General features: G+C 47.8%; 15 protein-coding genes and 2 pseudogenes. 14 read left to right on the plus strand and 3 right to left on the minus strand.

Going from position 1 to position 22,238, the window contains the following annotated elements; genetic code table 11:
* Window positions 1–4 precede the first annotated feature (4 nt).
* From MHH56_RS11185 to MHH56_RS11230, 10 genes are all read left to right on the plus strand, one after another.
* The gene (locus MHH56_RS11185) at window positions 5–1,636 is read left to right on the plus strand and encodes a helix-turn-helix domain-containing protein (protein ID WP_339208268.1); all 1,632 of its coding nucleotides are present in this window, start codon (window positions 5–7) and stop codon (window positions 1,634–1,636) included.
* Window positions 1,637–1,805: 169 nt separating this feature from the next.
* Window positions 1,806–3,356 carry a glycoside hydrolase family 32 protein gene (locus MHH56_RS11190; protein WP_339208270.1) on the plus strand — a complete coding sequence of 517 codons (1,551 nt, stop codon included), beginning with the start codon at window positions 1,806–1,808 and terminating at the stop codon, window positions 3,354–3,356.
* A complete protein-coding gene (locus MHH56_RS11195) occupies window positions 3,356–5,266 on the plus strand; it encodes a GH32 C-terminal domain-containing protein (RefSeq protein WP_339208272.1) in 1,911 nt (636 codons plus the stop codon). The genes MHH56_RS11190 and MHH56_RS11195 overlap by 1 nt, the downstream gene beginning before the upstream one ends.
* Before the next feature lie 64 nt (window positions 5,267–5,330).
* Window positions 5,331–6,263: a sugar ABC transporter permease gene (locus MHH56_RS11200; RefSeq protein WP_339208273.1), complete on the plus strand. Its 933-nt coding sequence runs from the start codon at window positions 5,331–5,333 to the stop codon at window positions 6,261–6,263.
* 10 nt (window positions 6,264–6,273) lie between these two features.
* The gene (locus MHH56_RS11205; protein ID WP_339208274.1) at window positions 6,274–7,113 is read left to right on the plus strand and encodes a carbohydrate ABC transporter permease; all 840 of its coding nucleotides are present in this window, start codon (window positions 6,274–6,276) and stop codon (window positions 7,111–7,113) included.
* Window positions 7,113–8,102 (plus strand): carbohydrate kinase, encoded by a 990-nt coding sequence (locus MHH56_RS11210; protein WP_339208275.1) that lies wholly within the window; start codon window positions 7,113–7,115, stop codon window positions 8,100–8,102. The genes MHH56_RS11205 and MHH56_RS11210 overlap by 1 nt, the downstream gene beginning before the upstream one ends.
* Window positions 8,103–9,538: 1,436 nt before the next feature.
* The gene (locus MHH56_RS11215; RefSeq protein WP_339208277.1) at window positions 9,539–10,009 is read left to right on the plus strand and encodes a hypothetical protein; all 471 of its coding nucleotides are present in this window, start codon (window positions 9,539–9,541) and stop codon (window positions 10,007–10,009) included.
* Complete coding sequence (locus MHH56_RS11220; RefSeq protein ID WP_339208278.1) at window positions 9,990–10,124, plus strand: hypothetical protein; 135 nt, start codon at window positions 9,990–9,992, stop codon at window positions 10,122–10,124. Before MHH56_RS11215 ends, MHH56_RS11220 begins: the two co-directional genes overlap by 20 nt.
* Window positions 10,125–10,343: 219 nt before the next feature.
* A complete protein-coding gene (locus tag MHH56_RS11225) occupies window positions 10,344–10,898 on the plus strand; it encodes a GNAT family N-acetyltransferase (RefSeq protein WP_339208279.1) in 555 nt (184 codons plus the stop codon).
* Window positions 10,899–11,875: 977 nt separating this feature from the next.
* Window positions 11,876–13,321 (plus strand): alpha/beta fold hydrolase, encoded by a 1,446-nt coding sequence (locus tag MHH56_RS11230; protein ID WP_339208280.1) that lies wholly within the window; start codon window positions 11,876–11,878, stop codon window positions 13,319–13,321.
* Between the two features lie 217 nt (window positions 13,322–13,538).
* On the opposite strand, the gene MHH56_RS11235 is transcribed toward MHH56_RS11230, so the two are convergent.
* Together MHH56_RS11235 and MHH56_RS11240 are read right to left on the minus strand one after the other, a co-directional pair.
* Window positions 13,539–13,742 carry a site-specific integrase gene (locus MHH56_RS11235; protein ID WP_339209559.1) on the minus strand — a complete coding sequence of 68 codons (204 nt, stop codon included), beginning with the start codon at window positions 13,740–13,742 and terminating at the stop codon, window positions 13,539–13,541.
* A gap of 1,170 nt (window positions 13,743–14,912) precedes the next feature.
* Window positions 14,913–16,898, minus strand: a complete 1,986-nt coding sequence (locus tag MHH56_RS11240) for a beta-galactosidase (protein WP_339208281.1) — start codon at window positions 16,896–16,898, stop codon at window positions 14,913–14,915.
* Between the two features lie 116 nt (window positions 16,899–17,014).
* Between MHH56_RS11240 and MHH56_RS11245 the strand changes: the two genes are divergently transcribed.
* Together MHH56_RS11245 and MHH56_RS11250 are read left to right on the plus strand one after the other, a co-directional pair.
* On the plus strand, window positions 17,015–17,857 hold the full coding sequence (locus MHH56_RS11245) for an AraC family transcriptional regulator (RefSeq protein WP_339208282.1): 843 nt from the start codon (window positions 17,015–17,017) through the stop codon (window positions 17,855–17,857).
* Window positions 17,858–18,396: 539 nt separating this feature from the next.
* Window positions 18,397–18,635, plus strand: a pseudogene (locus MHH56_RS11250) (GNAT family N-acetyltransferase); the annotation flags it as partial.
* Between the two features lie 29 nt (window positions 18,636–18,664).
* Here MHH56_RS11250 and MHH56_RS11255 read toward each other — a convergent pair.
* Window positions 18,665–19,483: an AraC family transcriptional regulator gene (locus tag MHH56_RS11255; protein WP_339208284.1), complete on the minus strand. Its 819-nt coding sequence runs from the start codon at window positions 19,481–19,483 to the stop codon at window positions 18,665–18,667.
* Window positions 19,484–19,686: 203 nt separating this feature from the next.
* Between MHH56_RS11255 and MHH56_RS11260 the strand changes: the two genes are divergently transcribed.
* Together MHH56_RS11260 and MHH56_RS11265 are read left to right on the plus strand one after the other, a co-directional pair.
* Window positions 19,687–21,864: an alpha-galactosidase gene (locus MHH56_RS11260; RefSeq protein ID WP_339208285.1), complete on the plus strand. Its 2,178-nt coding sequence runs from the start codon at window positions 19,687–19,689 to the stop codon at window positions 21,862–21,864.
* A gap of 43 nt (window positions 21,865–21,907) precedes the next feature.
* A pseudogene (locus tag MHH56_RS11265) lies at window positions 21,908–22,236 on the plus strand (hypothetical protein); the annotation flags it as partial.
* Window positions 22,237–22,238 lie beyond the last annotated feature (2 nt).

Consider the following 22,238-nt stretch of genomic DNA (forward strand, 5'->3'; position numbering starts at 1 on the left):
CATCATGTACCGTGTAATGCTCGTAGACGATGAAGCCGGTGTTCGCAATAGCATCCGGGCGAAGATTGATTGGGAGAGTGCCGGATTCGTCATCGCTTACGAAGCGTCCGATGGAGAGGAAGCACTCCGTATGCTTGCCGAGGCGGTGGTTCGTCCGGATATCATCATCTCGGACATTAGAATGCCGAAAATGGACGGGATCACCTTCATCCGAGCTTGCAAGGAGGCCTATCCGGAACTGCGTGTTATCGTCTTGTCCGGCTATTCGGACTTCGATTATATGAAGTCGGCCATTCAGCTCGGTGTCAAGGATTACCTGCTGAAGCCTGTAGTGCGGGCGGAGCTCTCATCGCTGCTCGGGAAGCTGGCGGGCGAGTTGAAGGAGGAACGACTGCTGGAAGGTGAGCGCCAGCGGGAGAAGGTTCAGCGTAACCAGCAGCTGCGGCAAATGCAGGAGCATTTCCTCCTTCAATTGGTGAAAGAGGAAGGCGTAGGCGAGTCTGCGGTGAGAGATCGACTGCACCATTTGCAGCTCGCCAAGCTCGACGGCGAAGCGCTAAGCCTACGCTTTGCGACACTAGAGATGCGCTTGCCGCCGGGACGGCTGCGAAGCTGGGAGGGACGCCGCGATCTGCTGCAGCTGGCATTCCGCATGCTCTGCCGGGAGACGGCCGATAAGCGTGAGGAAGTGTACCCATTCTATGACGTGGGGCACCCGTCGATGATGTTTTTCCTGCTGGTGGACACGGGAAGTAAGGAGTCTGGGGACGCAGCCGCGGAGCAGTTCGTTCGCGAGCTGAGGCGCAATGCGGCGATGTACCTGCGGCTTGAGAGCGTCGGCGGCATAGGCGAGCCCGTGTCGGGGTGGCGCGAAGCGAAAAACGGCTATGCCAGCTGTATGCTGGCCTGGAGCCGCGAGACGATCGATGGATCGGCCACCGCATCGACCCAGCAGGGAGTACTGGATTGGGCGCAGTCATTCACGGCTGAGACGGAGCGAAGGCTGATTCAGGCGATCGAGACATTGAATCGGCAAGCTTTTTCCGCTCAATTACTCGAGCTGTTCCCGTCGAATCGAGACATGCCGATGTTCGCCTTCACCTTCCTGGCACTGCGGGTCATTCTAACCTTCGGTTCACTTGCGAAAAAGTTTGAACTGGGCGATACCTCGCTTCAACAGGTGCTATGGAATTGCCAAGCTTCGATTGCGACCTATCGGAGTCGGGAAGAGGTAATTGCGCAAATTGAACGGATCGCCGATTTGGTCATGGATGCGGTGCGAAGCAGCCGAACCTCTAGCGGCCAGCTGCAGGCGGAGGCGGTCCGCAAGTATGTGGATGAGAATTATCCTTACGAGTTGACGTTGTCTCAGTTGGCCAGTATGTTTCACATGAACGAGACTTACCTGTCGGGCTTGTTCAAGCAGAACGCTGGCGTTACTTTCAGTGACTATTTGACGCGGCTCCGGATGACGCGCGCCGCCGAGCTGCTGAGCGGGACAGATCTGAAGTTGACGGATATCGCGATGCTGGTTGGCTACTCCAGCTCCAGCTATTTCAGCACCTCTTTTAAAAAGTATTACGGCTGCAGCCCAAAGGAATACCGGGAGAAGCGGCAGACAACGAATGAGAGCTAACAGCTTTTATAGAAGAAGTCATCCCTTCCCACTATTCGCTACTTCCTCCCCCCACCCAGCATTTTAAAAGTTGCTCCCCGAGCATAGTGAAAGTCTTGGCCCTTCCCGCAGCCTTACAATAGAGGCAATCGAAACAAATATGGAAAGCTGCGGGAAGGAAGAATTCGACATGACAAACACGAACACGAGGCAAGACAGCCGCCAATCCGAGCATGAGGAGGCGCTTAAGATAGCGGAGGAAGCGGTACAGGCCGGAGCCGCTCGGGCGGCGCAAGATCCGTTCCGCCTGCGCTATCACCTGATGGCGCCGTCGGGCTGGATGAACGATCCGAACGGACTTATTCATTTTAAAGGCGAGTACCATGCCTTCTATCAACATTTCCCATTCGGTGATTATCAAGGCCCGATGTACTGGGGACATGCGGTCAGCCGGGACTTGGTGTGGTGGGAGCATCGCCCGGTTGCCCTTGCACCGACGGAGCCCTACGAGTTCGGTTCGTCTGAAGGCGGCTGCGGCTGTTGGTCGGGCAGTGCGGTGGAGCACGAGGGACAATTGGTGCTTTTCTATACCGCACACGTCGATGGGCGTACCCCGGAGGAAGTGCAGACTATGGCGACGAGCGAGGATGGAATCCGCTTCGTTAAGCATCCGGTGCCCGTCATTCAAGGCAGTCCGGACGGTGAATGCTTCGGCTTTCGCGACCCGAAGGTGTGGAAGCATGAAGAGCGCTGGTATATGGTCATTGGCTCAGGTAAAAACGGTCGCGGCCGCGCCCTCCTATACGAGTCTCCCAACATTTTGGATTGGTCGTACCGGGGTGTCGCGGCGGAGAGCGACGGGACGCAGGGAGATATGTGGGAATGCCCGGATTTGTTCCCGCTAGGAGGCAAGTACGTCCTAATCGTTTCACCGATGAACATGGACGGCGTCAAAAATCTCTACATGATCGGTGAGATGGACTTCGCTGCAGGTCGTTTTATCCCCGAGAGCAGCGGCATCATCGATGACGGACCGGACTTCTATGCCGCGCAAACGATGTTGGACAGCAACGGACGCCGCATCCTGATCGCTTGGATGGACATGTGGGGATCGCGACTCATTAAGACGGGACGCGCCTGGTATGGGGCTATGACGCTTGCCCGAGAGCTTCAGATGACCGAAGATGGGCGTCTGGCCTCGAGGCCAGTAGAGGAACTAGCTTCTCTTCGAGGACAAGAGATTTCGAAATTAGACAACGGACTCCATCTGCAGCCTGGCGAAGAACGAATCTGGTTGCTGCCGCCGGCCTTTGAATGGCAAGCCGATATTGATTTGTCTGCAACAGAGGCGCAGGAGCTTCGGATCTTAATTAGTGGAGCATGCGAGGATTTATCCGACGCTGAGTCCGTAAAGACTTCGCGGTCCGTCACAGACCAAATCACTAAGATCCGCTGGCTGGCTGCGCAGCGCCGCATCGAATTGAACCGCAATGAGGCGGGAATTGGCGATCCCGGCGTGTACGTATCCGACCTTCCGGCTTCTGCCGCCACTCGCCTGAGTCTCCGTCTGTTCTCAGACAATTCATCCATAGAGTTGTTTGTCAACGATGGCGATCGAGTGTTGACAAGCCGCATTTATCCTCTGGCTTCAGGACGCAGACTGGAGATTCAGGCGGTGGGAGGAACCATTGTTTTCGAAGCCATGCGGCTCTGGACTATGGATGGACTGGAGGTTAAGTAATGAGCGGGATTCCGAAAAAGTCTATGTCGGCCCTAGCCACGATCGCTATCGGCACCGTGGTTGTGCTCGCGATAGGAGGAGCGATCTGGATGTCGTTCCACTCCGATTCAATTAAAGATTCCGCTGGAAAAACCAACAAGGCGGAGGATATCTACGCGACGCCCGCACCTTTCCGATTCAACCCGATCGCGAATTATTACACGGAACGCTATCGCCCGCAGTACCACTTAAGTGTCGAGACCGGCAACATGAGTGATCCAAACGGCATGGTGTATTACGAGGGAGAGTACCATCAGTTTTACCAGAACAGCGGTCAGTGGGGGCATGCGGTCAGTCAGGATCTCTTGCATTGGGAGCATCTTCCGGTCGCCTTGATTCGCGATGAGCTCGGCGAAATATGGTCGGGCAGCGCGGTTGTGGACTGGAACGATACGAGCGGTTTTTTCCAAGGTAAATCCGGGCTGGTTGCAATCTTTACGCATTTCCAGAGCGGCGTGCAGTCGCAGAGCATCGCGTACAGCAGCGACCGCGGGCGCACCTGGACAAAGTATGAGGGTAATCCGGTCATTCCGAATCCCGGAATCAAGGATTTCCGCGATCCGAAGGTTATCTGGCACGAAGCGAGCAAGCGTTGGATCATGGTGGTATCAGTCGACAATCATGTTAGATTCTACTCATCGCCCGATCTCCGAAACTGGACCAAGACAGGTGAATTCGGCATAAATCAAGGTTCGCATGCCGCCGTATGGGAATGTCCAGATCTGTTCGAGCTTCCGGTAGACGGCAGTGGTAATCACAAGTGGGTGTTGACGCTGAGCGTCGGCAACAACGAGGCGACCAAAGGCTCGACAGCGCAATATTTCATCGGAGAGTTCGACGGAAAAACCTTCCATAATGATAATCCCGCCGATAAAGTGTTGTGGACGGATTACGGTAAGGACTTCTATGCGGCGGTCTCGTATTCGGACATCCCGGAGAAGGACGGACGGCGTATCTGGCTCGGCTGGATGTCCAACTGGCGCTACCCGTTTACGATGCCGACCGATCCTTGGAAAGGCAACATGTCCGTTCCCCGCGAGCTTACACTTCGCGATATTCCTGGTGAAGGGATCCGTCTCATTCAACAACCAGTCAAGGAACTCGATTCGCTGCGCGGCACCGTACTTAAGCTCGAAGCGCAGCAGCTCGCGACCAACTCGAACGCGTTCGGGAAGTGGCGCGGAACCTCTTATGAGCTGGATACGACTTTCACCGTTTCGGCTGATGCTGCGTTTGCACTCAAGGTAAGGACTGATGGTACGGGGGCGGAGGAAACCATCATCCGCTACAATGCCGCAGCAGGAACACTTACAATCGACCGTTCGAAATCTGGCGCTGTTTCGTTCGAGCCGGGCTTCGCGGAGAGCTTTGCGGCTCCGGTGAAGCCGTCTGCAGACGGAAGGTTACCTCTTCGGATCTATGTAGACGAAGACACGCTCGAAGTGTTTGCTGAAGACGGAGCGAAGGTGCTATCCGCCATCGTGTTCCCCGAGCCGTTAAGCAATGGCTTGTCGCTAGAACTTGAGCGGGGTAGCGTCAAGCTAGATGAAGCCTCATTCTACCCGATGCGCTCGGTGTGGCGTGACGAGAATCCTGATTCCAACGTACCGAGCCGCATCCTCATCGGCAAGGAAAGTGTGGACGTGGCGGTTGGCGCCCATGTAACCGTGAAGTCGTCCGTGCTGCCGCTGTCCGCCTCCCAACAGCTCGAATGGGCGTCCAGCGACATGTCAGTCGCTAAAGTGACACATGCAGCGGACGGCAACGGTGTTGACATCTCCGGCATAAGTGCAGGACAAGCCGACTTGATCGCGAAAACGCCTGACGGCAAAGTGACGGCGACGATGAGCGTGTTTGTCTTCGAGCCGTAAAGGGCGATAGCTCTCTGAATCAAGTTTATTCACCAAACCACCAAACTGAAAGGAAGGGAAAACCATGGCACACACCGAGCTGGCTCCATCGATATCCAAGCGCTGCAAAGGAAATCCCTTCGGCCGGGCACTGCGCCAGGAAGAGAGAACGGCTTGGCTGTTCATCTTGCCTGCGTTGGCAGCGCTTCTGCTCTTTGTCTTCTACCCGATGGTCCAAGCATTCTTCATCAGCTTCCAGAACTACAACATGGTAGGCGGATCCCGTTCTTTTAACGGCATAGATAATTACCGGACGCTGATGAATGACTCTGAGTTTCTGGCAAGTCTTCGGCATTCACTATTCTTCGCGGTCATTGTCATTCCGGTACAGACAGCGATCTCGCTAGGCCTCGCGTTGATGATTCAGCGAGCCGGGCGTTTTACAAGCCTGTTTCGCACGGCTTATTTTATCCCAGTCGTGATCTCGACCTCGGTCGCAGCCACGGTGTTCAAGCTCATCTACAACAAGGACTTCGGCATCCTGAATCAGCTTCTCAAGTCGATGGGACTGCCGCTGACGAACTTTTTATCCAATCCGGATACCGCGATGTACGGCATAATCATTCTCGGCATTTGGAAAGCATCTGGGTTTTTCATGATTATTTTTCTTGCGGGACTGAACAACATCTCTCAAGACTTATATGAGGCGGCTCGGGTTGACGGAGCAAGCCGAGCGCAGCAGTTCTTCCGCATTACGCTGCCGATGCTGAACCGGACGATGGCTTTCGTTGTCATCATGACGACGATCGATGCAATCAAGCTGGGTGGTATCGTCTTCGTCCTCACCAATGGAGGACCGAACGGGTCCACCCAGACAGTCGTGTATTACATCTGGAAAACGGCTTTTCAGCAAATGCAAATGGGCTACGGCACAGCGGCAGCTTTTGCTCTGTTCGCTATCGTGCTGATCATCTCGCTTGCGCAAATGACCTACTTCAATAAGAAAGCTGACTACTAGGGGGATTATTATGCGGCAAATGGGGTTTGCGCTTAAATACATCATGATGACGCTCATCGCCATCGTCTGCATCATTCCGATCGTATGGATGGTCGCTGGATCTCTGCGTCCTTATGAGGAACTGTTCCAATATTCATCGAGCTTGAATTGGCATATGTTCGTGCCAGTCAAGTTCACCTGGGAGAACTACAAAAACGTTATTTTCAGCGATACGAATCCATTCCTACGCTACATTTGGAACACAGTGATCGTCGCTGGATCCGTAACCGTCATCGTGCTCGTCGTAAGCGCCTTGGCCGCCTTCGCTTTCGCGAAGCTGCGATTCCGTGGCAAGTCGATCGTCTTCGCCTTGTTCATGTCGGCGATGGTTATTCCGGGTGAAGTAACGCTCGTGCCAAACTACTTGCTGATGAACAATTTCGGGTGGGTCAACTCGTACGCTAGTCTCATTGTGCCTTCCTCGCTGTCGGTGTTCGGCATCTTCCTGCTGCGGCAGTTTTTCGCGGACATTCCGAATGAGATTATGGAAGCGGCGAAGATTGACGGTGCTTCGGTTATGCGTGTGTTCATTAGAATCGTCGTTCCGGCGGCCGTTCCGGCGCTAATAACACTCGGCCTTATGACGTTTCTCGGCAACTGGGACTCGTATCTCTGGCCTCTTATCGTCATCAACGACGAAAAGAAGCAGATGCTTCAAGTCGCGATTGCGTCGTTCTCTTCGCTAGCCGGTACCGATTGGTCCAAAATTTTGGCGGCTAGCACGATAGCAACGGCTCCAATTCTGATTCTGTTCTTGTTTCTGCAGCGCTACTACATTCAGGGCATCACGATGTCGGGGGTCAAAGGGTAATGGGGCACAAAATTTACGATGCGGTGGCACTTGGCGAGTATTTGATCGATTTCGTGCCGGAGGGCGTATCGGTATCCGGGGAGCCTTTGTTGGAACGCAACCCCGGCGGCGCTCCGGTTAATGTACTGGCGGCGCTCGCAAAACTGGGCAACAAGACTGCCTTTATCGGCAAGGTCGGGCAGGATCCGTTCGGCGAGTATTTGCGGGATGTGCTGATCCGGCAAGGAATCGCAGATGAGGGGCTTGTGTTGAGCCGGGACGCACATACGACGATGGCGTTCGTACATTTGGACGAGCGGGGAGAGCGTTCGTTCCACTTCGCCCGTCAGCCGGGAGCGGACGCGCTGCTTACGGAGGCCGAAGTGCGGCCGGAACTTACAAGGGGAACGCGTCTGTTCCACTTCGGCTCCATCTCGCTAACATCGGAGCCTTCGCGCCATGCGACGATTCATGCAGTTGAGGCGGCGCGGCAAGCAGGCGCGATCATCTCCTACGATCCGAACTGGCGTCCATCTCTGTGGGAGACCGAGGAACTCGGGCTTGTATGGATGAAGAGTGGGCTTGAACAGGCTCACATTGTTAAGGTGTCGGATGAGGAACTGGCGCTGCTGACGGGCCTGCCTGACGCCGGCACACTGGATATTGCTGCCGGAGCCGAAGAGCTTGTCCTTCGCTACGGGCTGGACGTACTGCTTGTCACGCGAGGAGCAGCAGGGACGTATTATCGGACGGCGCGCTATGCCGGCGAAGTGGCAGCCAACCGTGTCGTTCCAGTCGATACGACCGGGGCGGGCGACGCTTTCATGGGCGCGTTTCTGCACTGTGTGCTCGGCAGCGAGACGAAGGCGGCGAACTGGAGCGAGGAGGAACTGCACAGAACAGTCGCCTTCGCCAACGCCGGCGGGGCGCTCGCTACGACTCGTAAGGGCGCCATTCATTCGCTCGGGACGCTGGAAGAAATCGAAGAGTTGCTTCTCGGGAGACGTTAACCCCGAAAAGCCAGAGTCAGTTGTCTGACTCTGGCTTTTTTTGTGCACCGTACCGTCTAAGAGGCTCCAGTAAATTAATTTGATCAGTTCTGAGAGTCTGATCGGTAATCTAAATGATATTTTGGAAATGCCACTGGATGGTTAACGTTGGATGTTCTCAAATATTGAAGGAGGATAAAAGCATAAAACTCGGGTTTATCGGATGCGGCGGCATTTCAGATGTGCATCTTAAAGGGATCGTTGAGTTATGAAAGGAAAACAGGCAACCTTCGAGCCGTCTATATCGATTACAAGGAGATGCTCGTACTTGGCTGCATCCTCCAGCATCTTCCATCCGAAGGACGGGGAACGTTAGTTGAATAGCTTAAGATGAAGCTTTCCGACCTCGTGAGTTCGGGTTTTTTGATTTTTTAGTCATGTTAATGGCCCGTTTTTTATTAAACTAATGGGAAGGTTAGCGCAAAAAAAGAGATTTACAAGCCGTATACTTAGTGAGTCAGCGAAATGAGATTAAGAGGAAAGAATGAAATATTTAACTAAAGAGTTGTACGAAGAAATGCAGATAAGAGGATATATGGAGTATTAAACAAGGTTCGGAGTGACCAAGCTGGGCAAAATTCTATGAATTAATCGCTACTTTTTTTAAGAAATTACATCAACTACCTTGATAACACCGTGAGCGCAGAAAAGACTTACAAGCACTGTTCAATATTGACCGATGATATAAATCTATACTGTATGAGAAGTGCGGTTCCCTCTGGCAGATCATCATTTTTCTATACAGGGGTTTCTTACAACACTACGATTTATTATTAGGTAACATTAACGCATTTAGCCCTTTCGGCAGTCCCTTTGGGAAAAGGGATTTATACGATTCTTTACTCAATTGGCATGCAGATACTGGATGTATCGATCCTGTCGGCCCGGCTCCTTCACGAATCGAAACAGGGTGGTGTTACGTTTGGCAATGGTCATTCAGTCGAAGTTGTGCTCCATGAGGAACACGAAAAAAATCCTTACCACTGATCCAGGGCATCTATAAGCACACGAGACGTTTCGTGAAGCATCAGGATCCTTTTCTTTAAACTCGCTTAAGACGCGATTGGGCAGTATGAGCAAGGAGGAGGCGAGTGCTTATATCCGCCACTGGATGAGCATAAGCCGGACGGAAAGCCGGTAGAACAGATCTATCTGAAGATTCTGCTTGCTGCCGCCGCTCGAAACCTAGAACTGATATAAGAAGGCGATGTCGTCCAGGTGCTTACCGATATGGATCGACAGCGAGACGTTACCAATTAACTCAAAATTTCCCCATACTCCCATTGTTGGCGTCTGCCGCTCCTTATTCACATGGCCTATAAGTCAATGAGAAGTAACATTTGACTCACTGACGGGCAATGAGAGCTAATTAAGTATAATGAGAAGGTGCTGCGGACATGAACAAAGAGGTGTTTCTAAAGGAACTCGATGAAATAGTAGAAGATAAAATGTTCATTGGAAATGATATCGATGACTTAGAAGACGAAATTTCACAAAACACATGGTCAATTTCGATGAGTCAACAGTTAGCTAGTGAGTTTACAGTTGGTGAGATAGGAAACTTTTTTTGTAATGTAATTACAAATAGAACTGAACAAATGACAAAAGCAGACTGTAATAGAATGCTTTTTTATGTATGGTTCGATTGGCTATCTGGAAGGTTGCGCTTTAATTTCATTTCAGACATCCATACAAAACTACCTTTTAAATGTGAAATTGAAACAGTAGAAAACATAGATTCGATAATAAATGTGTTTTTAAAATATCAGTATCATGATGGTATTCCTTTTGAGGAAGCAAGAGATGAAGATAAGCAAACTGTGGAAAATATAAAAGTAAATTCACTTAATGTTTTTTGTACGAATTGAGAAGTTAGAGGAACAAATTGATAAGCTAACAGGGAACGATAGCACAATAAACACCTATGATGAAGCTGCCGGAACGATGGGCAGCTTCATTACGTTAACGAGCAGAATACGTTAATCACCTCTGTAAGTAGAAAACCATTTACATAGTTATTTTTCTCATGCTACAATTTTCCATATTAGAAAGGATTGAGAACAATATAGTCGAAATAACTCTTATTCTCGAGCAAGGTCTTCACCTACTTTACGTGGTGTGGGTTCTCAAATTGATAGATGCGATTTTTAATATTACTTATTATGTAAAAGTACATGAAGCGTATATTGGGAGAGTTGAAAGATGATCGTTATAAGAAAGGCCTTGGCTTGTGATTTGGATTTCATATTTAGTATAGATTTTAAAAGTGAAGGAACGACAACAACAAATGCCGATAAGACACCTGAAGAAATAATGGAGCACCGGCATACAGTTTCTTCCTTTATAGAGAATGATGATAATGGAATAGGTGCATTTATTTGTGAAGACCAATCATACAAGAAAAAGATTGGATTATTGATGTATCGAGTAAGAAATCGTGACGATGTTCCTGATTTTAGTATTTTACGGAGGATAGATCGAGCTTTGTTTCCCGAAGATGGTCAGCTTATGGAAGTTTACCAACTATGGGTCGATAAAGATTATCGTAAACGAGGGATCGCCTACGAACTTAAGCTAAAATTAGAAGAGGAAGCACGAATTAAGGGTGTACAATTAGTCTACTCCCATACTGAAGAATCAAATATCCCCGTGATTAAAATGAATAGTAAGTTAGATTACGAAGTGGTATGGCGCGGGCCTATATGGGATGATCAAATAGTACGAATTGCATTTATAAAACACCTCGTATCGAGCTAACCGTTCACGATGTTGAATGGAGACAATAAGAGGCATCCGAGCACAAGTCCGTGAATCGGAATTATAGGACTGAGGTAACTTAATTCATTTTTAATCGTAAACAGCCTGCCAGATCACTCCGGCAGGCTGTTTAGCTATCAACACTTTGAATGCTATGACGAAGAATCTAAAAGAAACCTTGGATTTCTCAAAATCTCATCTACAACTTCCTCAATATCAGTGTGCGTTGTATTCATGATGTGCTTCTCAGGTGGATTTGACTTTAGTATCTCGTTAAGCCCTATAATACAACGATCACCCATTTGATGTCTAAGAGGTCTCTGACTATCTCTTCGTAATAACTCATTCTTGTCAACCAGCAATACAATAAATTTAATGTCAATGTTTAAATCTCTTGATGCTTCCATCATATAACTCGTTTTATCACTATAGGTAACGTAATAGTCGATAACAACATCATGATTATTATTCAAAAAATTCTTTGTTAAGGATAAAATGTTAAGCCATATCAAATTCAATTATGCGAACCATTTTTTGAGCCTTCATAAATACCTTAAACCCTTGTGCAACAAGGGTTTAACCTATTTCCCTACTTCGCTTTTGGTGCTTTGTTTTCGCATAACTTTGATTTTTTTAGCTTAGATATACGAATCAGGTGTTCACGGTTTATGCGCAGAAAAGGATTTGCGAACCTGAATTTCACGAGATATACGAAGCTGATACTGTCATATTACTTATGAAAGATATAATAGTCGTTTGCAACATGTCCATGCTTTCTCAAAGCGATAATGGGTTTACCGTATACATGTGAAACAGATAAAGGAGAACTAGCTTATAGCGAACCACAACATCATAAGCTGCAACCTCTGGGCAATCCAGCGTTTTTTTAATGCAGCCAAAAGGAATATTTTTGCAACCAATCGAACCACACATTCGTTATGTATAAGACCACCAACAACTTATATAATGGAGAAATCATGAGAACTTTCGAAATATTATTAACTCTTTTGTCTTTTGTCATGCTGTTTCAGCAAAAAATGCCGAGAAAGCTTGCGGCGTCAGCCGGATTTGCGAACATTGGCTTATTGGCGGGACAGCTTTTTTTTGAGGGGTACAGATGGCAAATGGTTTTGATCTATCTGATCTCCGTCGTCCTCGCCTTTATCGCGATCTTCGGAAAAAGGTTTCATATCAGGATGTGGAAGCCGTTGAAATATGGCTTGTATGTTCTAACAATCGCCATGCTGGCGGTCTCCGTCTTCCTGTCTGTATACCTGCCCGTTTTCGATTTGCCTAAGCCTGACGGTGCTTATTCGGTCGGGACGAAGATGTTTCATTTGACCGACCGTGGCAGAGAAGAAACGCTGACAAAAAATCCGCACGATCATAGAGAACTGATGGTCCAAGTATGGTACCCCGCACAAGGTTTGAATGGACAGAAACAGGCACCTCTCTTTTCCGAAGACGCAAGCACATTTCACGAGTATATCGAGAGGTTCGCAGATGGATTCGGCCTTCCCGCGTTTGCTTTGGACTATTGGCGCTATATCAAAACTAACTCATACGAAAACACCACGATTTCATTAGCTGAAGCCCGATATCCAGTCGTCGTAATCAGCCACGGCTTCGGAACAAGCCGGCTGCTGCACGCTTCCCAAGCCGAGCATCTGGCAAGTCATGGATTTGTCGCAGTGGCTATCGATCATACTTACAGCACAATGGCAACGGCTTTTCCAGACGGACGGGTGACAGGCTTAACAACCGAGCCATATATGAACGGAGTTTCCGAAAACATCAGCAAGCTCGGGAACATTTGGACGCACGACGCCGACTTTGTCATCAACCAGTTGGATCAGCTGAATCGTGATGCCTTTGAGGGAAAACTCGATATGGATAACATCGGGATGATGGGTCACTCATTCGGCGGCGCCACGGCGTTTAACGCCGCATATTCAAATCACAGAATTAAAGCAGGAATCAACATGGACGGTTCATTGTACAATGTCAACGACAAGCAGGCGATTTCAAAGCCGTTTCTGTTCATGGAATCGACCAGCTTTATGAACATCAAAAACAAGGCGCTGAGTGGAAAGATTTCTGATGAAGAAATCAAAAATTCGGGTTTAACGAAAGAAGAATTCAACAAGATGATTGAGGAACGAAAAAAGGAATACAAAATCATAGACCAAGCATCAATGGTGTATATTGAAGGTACGGAGCATTACAACTTCACCGACTTACAGCTTTATTCAAAACTTTTGAAGCAGCTCGGCATGACGGGCGACATTGACGGCGAACGAAGCGCGGATATCGTGAACCGGTACGTTTTGGATTTTTTCAACAAGCATTTAAAAGAAACCGGCGGTGGCTTGATCAGCAAGCCGAATCCGTCATATCCGGAGGTTGAGTTTCTGAAGGAATAAACCGAAAACTACAGAAAGGGTGCCGACGGTGGCACACTCTCTTTCTTATTAACATATACAACAAGGATGAAAGAACTAAATATTTTTCGTTCTGGCATGCTACAGAGATGCCTTTTCACTAATTGGCCGCTAAACTCGGCATATCGGAATTGTGTAGCTTGTAACTCCGCGTCATGCACGGCGTCGCTAAGATGCGTTTCATGTTTTCCACCGGACTCTATTTTTTATGCTGCTGTTTTATATCGCTGCTGAATAATTTGACATAGTAATCGACCATATCGAGGGTGGCATGTCCCAAAATGCGCCGAAGAGTCAACGGATCGCCTCCGTTCAAAATGTGAAACTTCGCCATCGTGTGCCGGAACGTATGAGGAGAGACTCTCACTCCCGAAATGTTTGCCGCGTGACCATAGGCATGCATCTTATATTGCAATGCGCGCGCGTACTGATTGGCTCATTATTGATGAAAGAACCTTTCAGGAACAAAAAGTCTCATTAGATATGTATACGAAATAAGCTTCGAGATTTACAATTCTGAAGAAAGAATTGCACAGCAGCGTTCCAATTGACGTTCATGATGAAGTGATCTTGGTTTTGCACTTCGCATATCCTTATGAAGTTATGCGAACCAAAACGGATATACGAAGGAGGAGGGGAGAACTCGTATAACTATGGGATATACGATTTCATATAACTTTCACGAAAAATCGGAATATTTGCAGTCGATTGGGATTGTTTTACAAATGACATGATCCCTTGATCCATAAGGGTTTATCGGGAATTTAGAGGTCTGGAATCACCTGCTTCCAGCTCGTATAACACCATATTCACGCTTCGGGCCATTCGGCTCTCGGTCCTTTAAGCTAACGGGAAACGATAGCTGAGTAATACACATTGATGAGCAAGGGCTAAGGTATCCTGCTCTTTTTATTAAGCAAACGGATAGGATAACGTGGTGGTCATTCCGAAAGAACTAAAGTTCTCCGTTAGAGCTAACCGTTGTATGCAAGCAGTAGTAACTTTTTTTATTTCCGCAACTTCTGACAAGTGTATCTTTCAAAACGCTATGACGGGTTTCGCTATTGCCGTTTGAGGGGATTGCGGAATGCGACTAAGCAAGCGCTCATGACCGCAGCCGAGCAGAACATGAAAAAGATTGCCCTTCTCCTAGAAAGGAGGGCAATCTAGGGAATATTCCTTTAACCTCTCTTCAAACCGTGTCTTAAAAAAGAGAAACCCATTGCATCGGAAAAAGCTTGGGTTTCTCTACAGCTGACAATTGATCTAATAAGATCAATTGTCTTTTTCATATTTAGGTACGAATGCTTTGGGCGGATGAAACTCTGACAAATAGCTTGTCAATATTTCCAGTAAAACAACTCGAAATCGTATGTTATAGTGAGTCTGAAGAAGGATGAGCAGAGAACATTAATGCAACGTTAGTAAAATGAGATACAAAGTAGCATATCGATGAAGGCGATGCCCATTCAGCATTTCATTTTAACACGCGTCCATCGACAGCTTAAAAAGCTGTCCCTCTAGGTATTCCACCTTGTGTGACAGACCTTAGCAAAGATGCAAGCCACTGATCTTATAAAGTTAGAATATCTACTCCCAGAGCTGGTAGCGTCATCTTCTGTTCCGATATCTCGCTCGTCAACAAGCTGCGATAGGGAACATCGAGAGTAACCTCTCGTTGCTCATTCGTCAAATTGATCAGGAACAGGAAGCTTTCCTCACCCTTCGTTCGAATCGACAGCTCCACACCTTCTGGCAGTTGGAGCTTGGGAGACAAGCCTTTTTCCTTCAATATCCCTTCGAACAGCTGATAGAAATACGATGGCTCCGGCCAAGTGCCGACATAATACACTTCACCTTCACCAAGCTTATTGACAGTAACTGCCGGCACACCTTCGTAAAAGTCGTTGTCATACCAGGCAATCGGTTCTGCTCCTCGCAATTCCAGCAAATCACACCATTGCTTCGCAGCGAATGTCTGTCCCTCCGCGTTCCGTATTCGATGTACGCTGTTGCCGATTGCATCATATTCACTCACGACAACACCCGCCGCTTCCGCAAGCAGCCCTGGCAGAGGCAGCATCTGACATACATTCCTCATGTTCTTCACGCCTGTCCGATTGGTGAGGACGACCGTGCCACCCCCGGCTGCGAATCGCTCCAGCCGCTGCGCTGTTTCTTCACTTAACAGAAAGAGGGAAGGGACAATGACCAGCTTGTAGCCATCGAGCTCCTCGGTCCAGTTGATAACGTCCGTACCGACGCCCATTTTCAGAAATGCATTGTGCATAGAGGACAAGTTGTCCATATAGTGCATCCCCCCTTCCGCTTGCGCCTGAAGGGAAAGCGCCGTATGCTGATCATGCGAATGCAGAATCGCAACCTGGGTAACGATTGTGGAGCCTGCCAGTAGTTCTCCTAGCTGGTTCACCTCGCGAGTAAGCTCCGCGAACTCCCTGAACCTGCGTCCAGGAACATTGCTATGGTCGATGAGTCCATGCCAGAACTGTTCGGCTCCCACGGCAGCACTCCGCCAGCGGAAATGGACGACCATATCGGCGCCGCGGGCGATTGTCTGCCAGGAACGAGCTCGGATCAGTCCGGGATAAGGGGTACGCTGAATTGGCATCCAGGCGCCTTGCGCTCCGCTCAACTGTTCCATTACCCAGAAATTGCGGCGCTTTATGCCGCGAACCAAGTCCAGTGTCAGCGCTCCGTTCCTCGGAAACCGATCGCCATGATCGCGATACAGCTCATTCGGATAATAATCGACAGAGGCGAAGTCCAGCTCTTTGTAGAGATCATAATAGTCCAGGCTATTCGGGAATTGCCACATGTTATGCGTCACGAATTTGCCGGGACAGTTTCTGCGTAGAATTTCAAGCTGCCATCCCAGCAGATAGCCTACGCTGTCCGAGCAGAATCGCTTGTACTCCAGAAGATAAGAAGGGTTCATCGGCTTGCTGGTACCGAGCGGCGTCGTTACCTCGGCCCAACTGCTGTACTCTCCGCTCCAGACGACCATGCCCCACTCCCGGTTTATCTCATCCAGACTGGAATAACGCTTCTGCAGCCAAGCGACAAATGCACGATTGCACGTATCACAATGGCATTCCTGGTAGTGCATCTCGTTATCGATTTGCCAGCCAATGACGGCGGGATGCTTCGCATAGCGCTGTGACATCACTTCGACAAATCTAGAGCCCAGCATTCTCAAGGAATAGCTGTTGTTGCAACGATGTCCACGCACACCCGGCCGGATGATTTGACGTTGCTCATCCATTGGCAGCACATCCGGATAACGGGTTGTCATCCAGTTCGGCGGCGTATTGGTAGGTGTGCATAACACGATCTCCATGCCGCGTGCGGCGAATACTTCTATAGCCGCATCTAACCATTCAAACCGATAATGACCCTCGGTCGGCTCCATTCGGCTCCAGGCGAACTCCGCGAATCGTACAACTGCAACACCCGTCTCTTGCATAAGCGCAGCATCCTTCTCCCAAAGCTCGGGAGTCCATTGCTCTGGATAATAATCAATTCCGATCTTAATCGTCATCCTGTAATCTCCTTTGTTCATCAATATATTGCGATTATATGATATATTAAGTGGAGTTAAAATCTTAAATAATTAATACAGTATAATAATATTAAGATAATAGGAGAGTTGGTCGCATGCCTCATCCCAATCGCGCTTTCCCAGTACTTTCCGCTCGAGACAAGCTGCTCCCTTTTTATTTGCTTGGCATTGGTCTGCATCATGACCAGGAGCATATTCGCCGAGACCCAGGCATTCTCGATTATCAGTGGATTCAATGCCGCAATGGCGAGGGCAAGCTCAAGCTAAGCGAAACGGAGTATATCGTCAAGCAAGGCATGGGCATGCTGCTGTTCCCCGGTCAGAAGCACGAATACTATGCTTTGTCGGGGAACTGGGAAGTCGACTGGATTATCTTTGATGGCAGCGGGTCAGCGAGCTTGTTTGAAACAGTCGGCATTGTAGACACATGCGTATTCGCGCTCGCATCGCCCGAATACCTTTTATCCCGAATGCGGGAGTTGCTGCAAGCTGCCCTTACGCCGCAAGAGCAAACGTTAAGCAATTACTCCTGTTCCGCCATCCTCTATACCTTATTGACGGAGATTATTCAGCGCGTCTCTGTCGAGGGCAGCGATACCGTCGGGCAGCAGTATGAGCGGTTAAAACCGGTCATGGATTACATTGACCAGCATTATGCCGAAGAGATTGCTTTGCATACGCTCGCCGGACTGATGTGTGTCACACCGGAATACTTCTGCCATTTGTTCAAGAAGACGACAGGCATTCGCCCTATCAGCTATGTCAATCAGGTAAGGATCAACAAGAGCAAGGAACTGCTGCTCGACAATGTGCAGCGCGGGATGCAGGACATTGCTCATCAAGTTGGCTTCGAATCTGCTAGCTATTATGGAGCTATCTTCAAGAAGCTGGAACGGCTGACACCTGGTGCCTTCCGCCGTAGCTATCAGAAGTCATAACATATGTGCTGTCTAAGTGCGTTCGGGGAGTAAATGTGTTTCTAGTTAACTTGGAAGCAAATTCATTGGACATAAAAATCGCGTTATCCAAATGGGATAACGCGATTTTTTTAGGATTTCAGTGAAATGCCAGCTTTGCTTGAGCAGGCATTAGGCTAAGATTACTTAAAGCACTCTGATAGGAAGATGCGGAAGAACAATGTAATGCCATACTGTATGCGTATATAAGTTTCGTCAGCAGCCTCAACGCGGACAACTTCTTCTGTAGACAAATCGGAGATTGGAGCAGAGCCCGGGAGTCGAATATATTTGACCTGAATTCGAAGATAACAACGTGCATGCGAGACTTGATCCGGGTCCGGGTTCCGGGGTGTTTATGAGCAAGATGATTAAAACGATCTGAACTGCAGGCGTTTCCTTTTATTTCGAACAGTGTTGCATTAGCGTGGTTTTTCGAAAGCGAAGCAGAGACCAATTTCATCTTATTCTAAGAGTAAAGGAGCTAAATATTTAAATGACTGTAACAGTAACGATACATTAAAGATCAGAATTCGCCTGAGAATATGAATGCCTTTTTGGTAAGAGCATTTAACTCTAAACAGCTGGTTTATATAAGCAACAAATATCAGAAAAAAGGCTTGGTAAATCTCTGAGTTTGGGAAAAGAATGAGAATGCTATTGATTTTTATAAAAAATGGGTTTTGTTCAAACGGGAGCTCACTCCTTTTATATGGGAGATGAAGAACACATAGATTTTATTATGACCATACACTCTTAGAACCTTAGTAAAGGCAGCAGGATGAATTATCATTGGGTTTCTGATCGGTAATTCTTAGGGGAAGCTCCTTTTATCTTTTTAAACATTTTGGAGAAGAGCAAAGGGTCATTGTAGCCGACAGAGCGGGAGATATCACCTATCGTCAGCTCAACATTCCCCATCATTTCACATGCTTTTTGGACCCTAATACGAATTAAGTATTCCTGGATACTAGTATTCATTTGTTGTTTGAATAACGAACAAAGATAGCTTCGATTGAGTCCGATGATGCGGGCAATGTCCTCAATGGTAATTTTCTGAGCAAAGTTAGTTTCGACGATTTCCTTCACCTTTTCTACGTAAATTTCCGCACGACTATCCTGTTGCTCAATTGGCGTTACCGGTCCATATTCTGCAAGTAGGGATAATAATAAGTAAAGCAAACCGGTCAGTCTTGTTTCTCTCGTTTTTTGATTTCCATTGGACTCGGCCATTAACATCAAAAATTTATAAATCATATCGTCTTTACCACAGTTGAGTATTGGGCATACCCTCGTTAATCCTGCTTGCTTGAGGAGCAATTCTGCCAGTGTTCCGTCAAAACCAAACCAGCAATATGACCATGGGATTTTGGAATCGGCTTGATAATAAGTAATGACAGCCGGGCATATAAGAAAACCCTGACCTTTCTGAAGCCGGTATTTGTTTCCATCGACTTCAAAAATCCCTTCTCCGTCCCAAATATAATGAAGAAGAAAGTGACTTCTTATGGCTGGCCCAAAAAAATGACTCGGAATACATTCTTCAATTCCAAATTGTGTTAGATACAATTCAGTGTGCTGTTTGCTTCGTGACAAATACTCAATCATGGTATAACCCCTTAATATTAAATTCCAAGCATTATAACATAATTAGTGAGCATCAAGCTATGTACTCAATATTAAGTATTGATATATTATTCCTGTATAGTTGACAAATAATCTATTAATTAGTACCAAGCTTAAAACCATATTTTATTTTGAGAACACTAAAACATTTGCTCCGAGAGGGTAGTGTTGAGAGGAGAAGTTTTATGGGCATCATTGTTCAAGAGAATACGGGGCTTTTTCACCTGCAGTCGGCCGGCATGAGTTATCTTATTCAAATTAAGGACGGATATCCTATCCATGTGTATTGGGGGGGCAATCTGAAGCATCGGGAACCCATGGCGGATTTATTAATTCACACTCCCGAGAAGGCTGGATTGGATCGCTTATTCCAAGAATACCCTCAATACGGGAGCGGGGATTTTCGTAACCCGGCTTATCAAGTAGAGCTTGAGGATGGAACCCGAATTACGGAGTTAAAGTACGTAGGTTATAAGCTCATTAAGGGGAAGCCCTCATTAGCTGGACTTCCAGCCGTTTATGTAGAAAATGAAGCCGAAGCAGAGACTTTGGAGCTGGAGCTGAAGGATGCCTATTCGGGTCTAAAAGTAGTCCTTATTTATACTGTTTTTGTTGATCGGAATGTCATTATCCGTTCAACACGCTTGAGTAATGAAGGGGGAAAGAAGCTTCGGCTTCTCCGTGCTCTAAGTGCAAGTGTAGACTTCCTGGATAAAGGGGACTTAGAAATCATTTATCTTTCTGGAGCCTGGGCTCGAGAAGGTAATATGACCCGCAGAGCTCTTCATCAAGGTGAAACTCGAATAGATAGCAAGAGAGGCATGAGCAGCCATCAATTAAACCCCTTTTACGCGTTGGTCACTCCGGAAACAACGGAAAACCATGGTGATGCTTACGGCTTCAGCTTAGTTTACAGCGGCGGATTTGAAGCGGTTGCTGAAGTGGATTCATTCAACACTACGCGAATTAGCATGGGAGTGAATTCTTTTGACTTCACATGGCTACTGAATCCAAGTGATAGTTTCCAAACACCGGAAGTCGTTATGGTTTACTCTAAGCAAGGGTTGGGCGATATGTCGCGTACTTATCATCGCTTGTACCGGACAAGGCTATGCAGAGGGGAATATAGAGATAAAGAGCGGCCGATTCTAGTTAATAACTGGGAGGCTACTTATTTTAATTTTAATGCTGAAAAGTTGTTAGCAATTGCGGAAGAAGGGGAGAAGCTAGGAATTGAGCTGTTCGTCTTGGATGACGGCTGGTTCGGCAAGAGGGATTCGGATAATTCATCTCTTGGTGATTGGTACGAGGATCGCCGGAAGCTGCCGAACGGACTTGCTGATGTGGCGGAACGCATTAATCGGCTTGGGCTTAAATTCGGACTTTGGTTTGAACCCGAGATGATATCGCCGGACAGCGATCTTTACCGGGAGCATCCGGACTGGTGTCTTCATGTTCCTGGACGCAGGCGCAGCGAAGCAAGGTGGCAGCTCGTGCTGGATTATACTCGAAAGGAAGTTCGAGATTACATTTATGACTCCCTTTCAGCGATCTTCTCCAGCGTGCCGGTCTCTTATGTGAAATGGGACATGAACCGCGCTCTGACTGAAATGGGTTCCGCTTCACTGCCCTCTGAACGTCAATCGGAGACGGCCCATCGCTATGTGCTAGGATTGTACGAGCTGTTGGAACGCATCACCACGGCATACCCGAATATTCTGTTTGAGAGTTGCTCAAGTGGTGGAGGCCGCTTCGACCCTGGAATGCTCTACTACATGCCTCAAACCTGGACAAGTGATAATACGGATGCTGTAGAACGGTTAAAGATACAATATGGTACTAGCATTGTTTATCCTGTAAGTGCAATTGGAGCCCATGTATCAGCCGTTCCTAACCATCAAGTTGGACGGATAACGCCACTTGATTTTCGTGGGAACGTCGCCATGTCTGGAAACTTTGGATATGAGCTTGATCTAACCAAATTCAGCGATGAAGACAAAGAGATTGTCAAAAAACAAGTCATAACATACAAGCAAATTCGTGGATTAGTTCAAAAGGGTGACTTGTATCGCTTGAAGAGTCCATTTGAAGGGAACGAATCGGCTTGGATGTTTGTATCTGAAGACAAAGAGGAAGCCGTTGTGTACTATTTTCAAGTGATGGCCGTGCCGAATGCAACGCGAAGAACCTTGCTGCTTGATGGGCTTAACCCGGATCTTGAATACGAAGTTTGGTCAGGTAATTATGGAGAAAAGTCAAGCTATGGGGGAGACAGGCTCATGCAATTGGGACTACACCTAGCTTATCATCAGAAAGACTATGAAAGTGGATGGTTCAGACTTAAAGCAGTTAAGGCTGGGTAAGGCCTGACTTCATTAATGTTCTAGAGAAATTTGGTCGTCCGGAAAAAAATTCCGTTGGCTGAATCATATGAATGACATTGGATTGCTCGATCCGGAAAGCTTTGTGCAGAAGACTGACTAGTTTAAAGCTAAGGTAGCTTCGGGTCGGTCGTCGGCGGTGACTTCAAGGATTCAACTTTATATTATTTTACTTGCAATTATTCGGAGGTGCTGACAGGGAATTACAGTGAACCGGAAAAAGATGCTCTGAAAGCCTATAATATCGAGCATTGGAAAGACCTATTCCCTCAAGAAGAATTCAAAATGAGAGCATACGGAGCGGCATACACGATGTCCCTTCCATATGACGACCCAGCTGTTATCCTGGGGGCTAA

It is taken from the genome of Paenibacillus sp. FSL K6-3182 (assembly GCF_037976325.1).
Lineage (GTDB): Bacteria > Bacillota > Bacilli > Paenibacillales > Paenibacillaceae > Pristimantibacillus.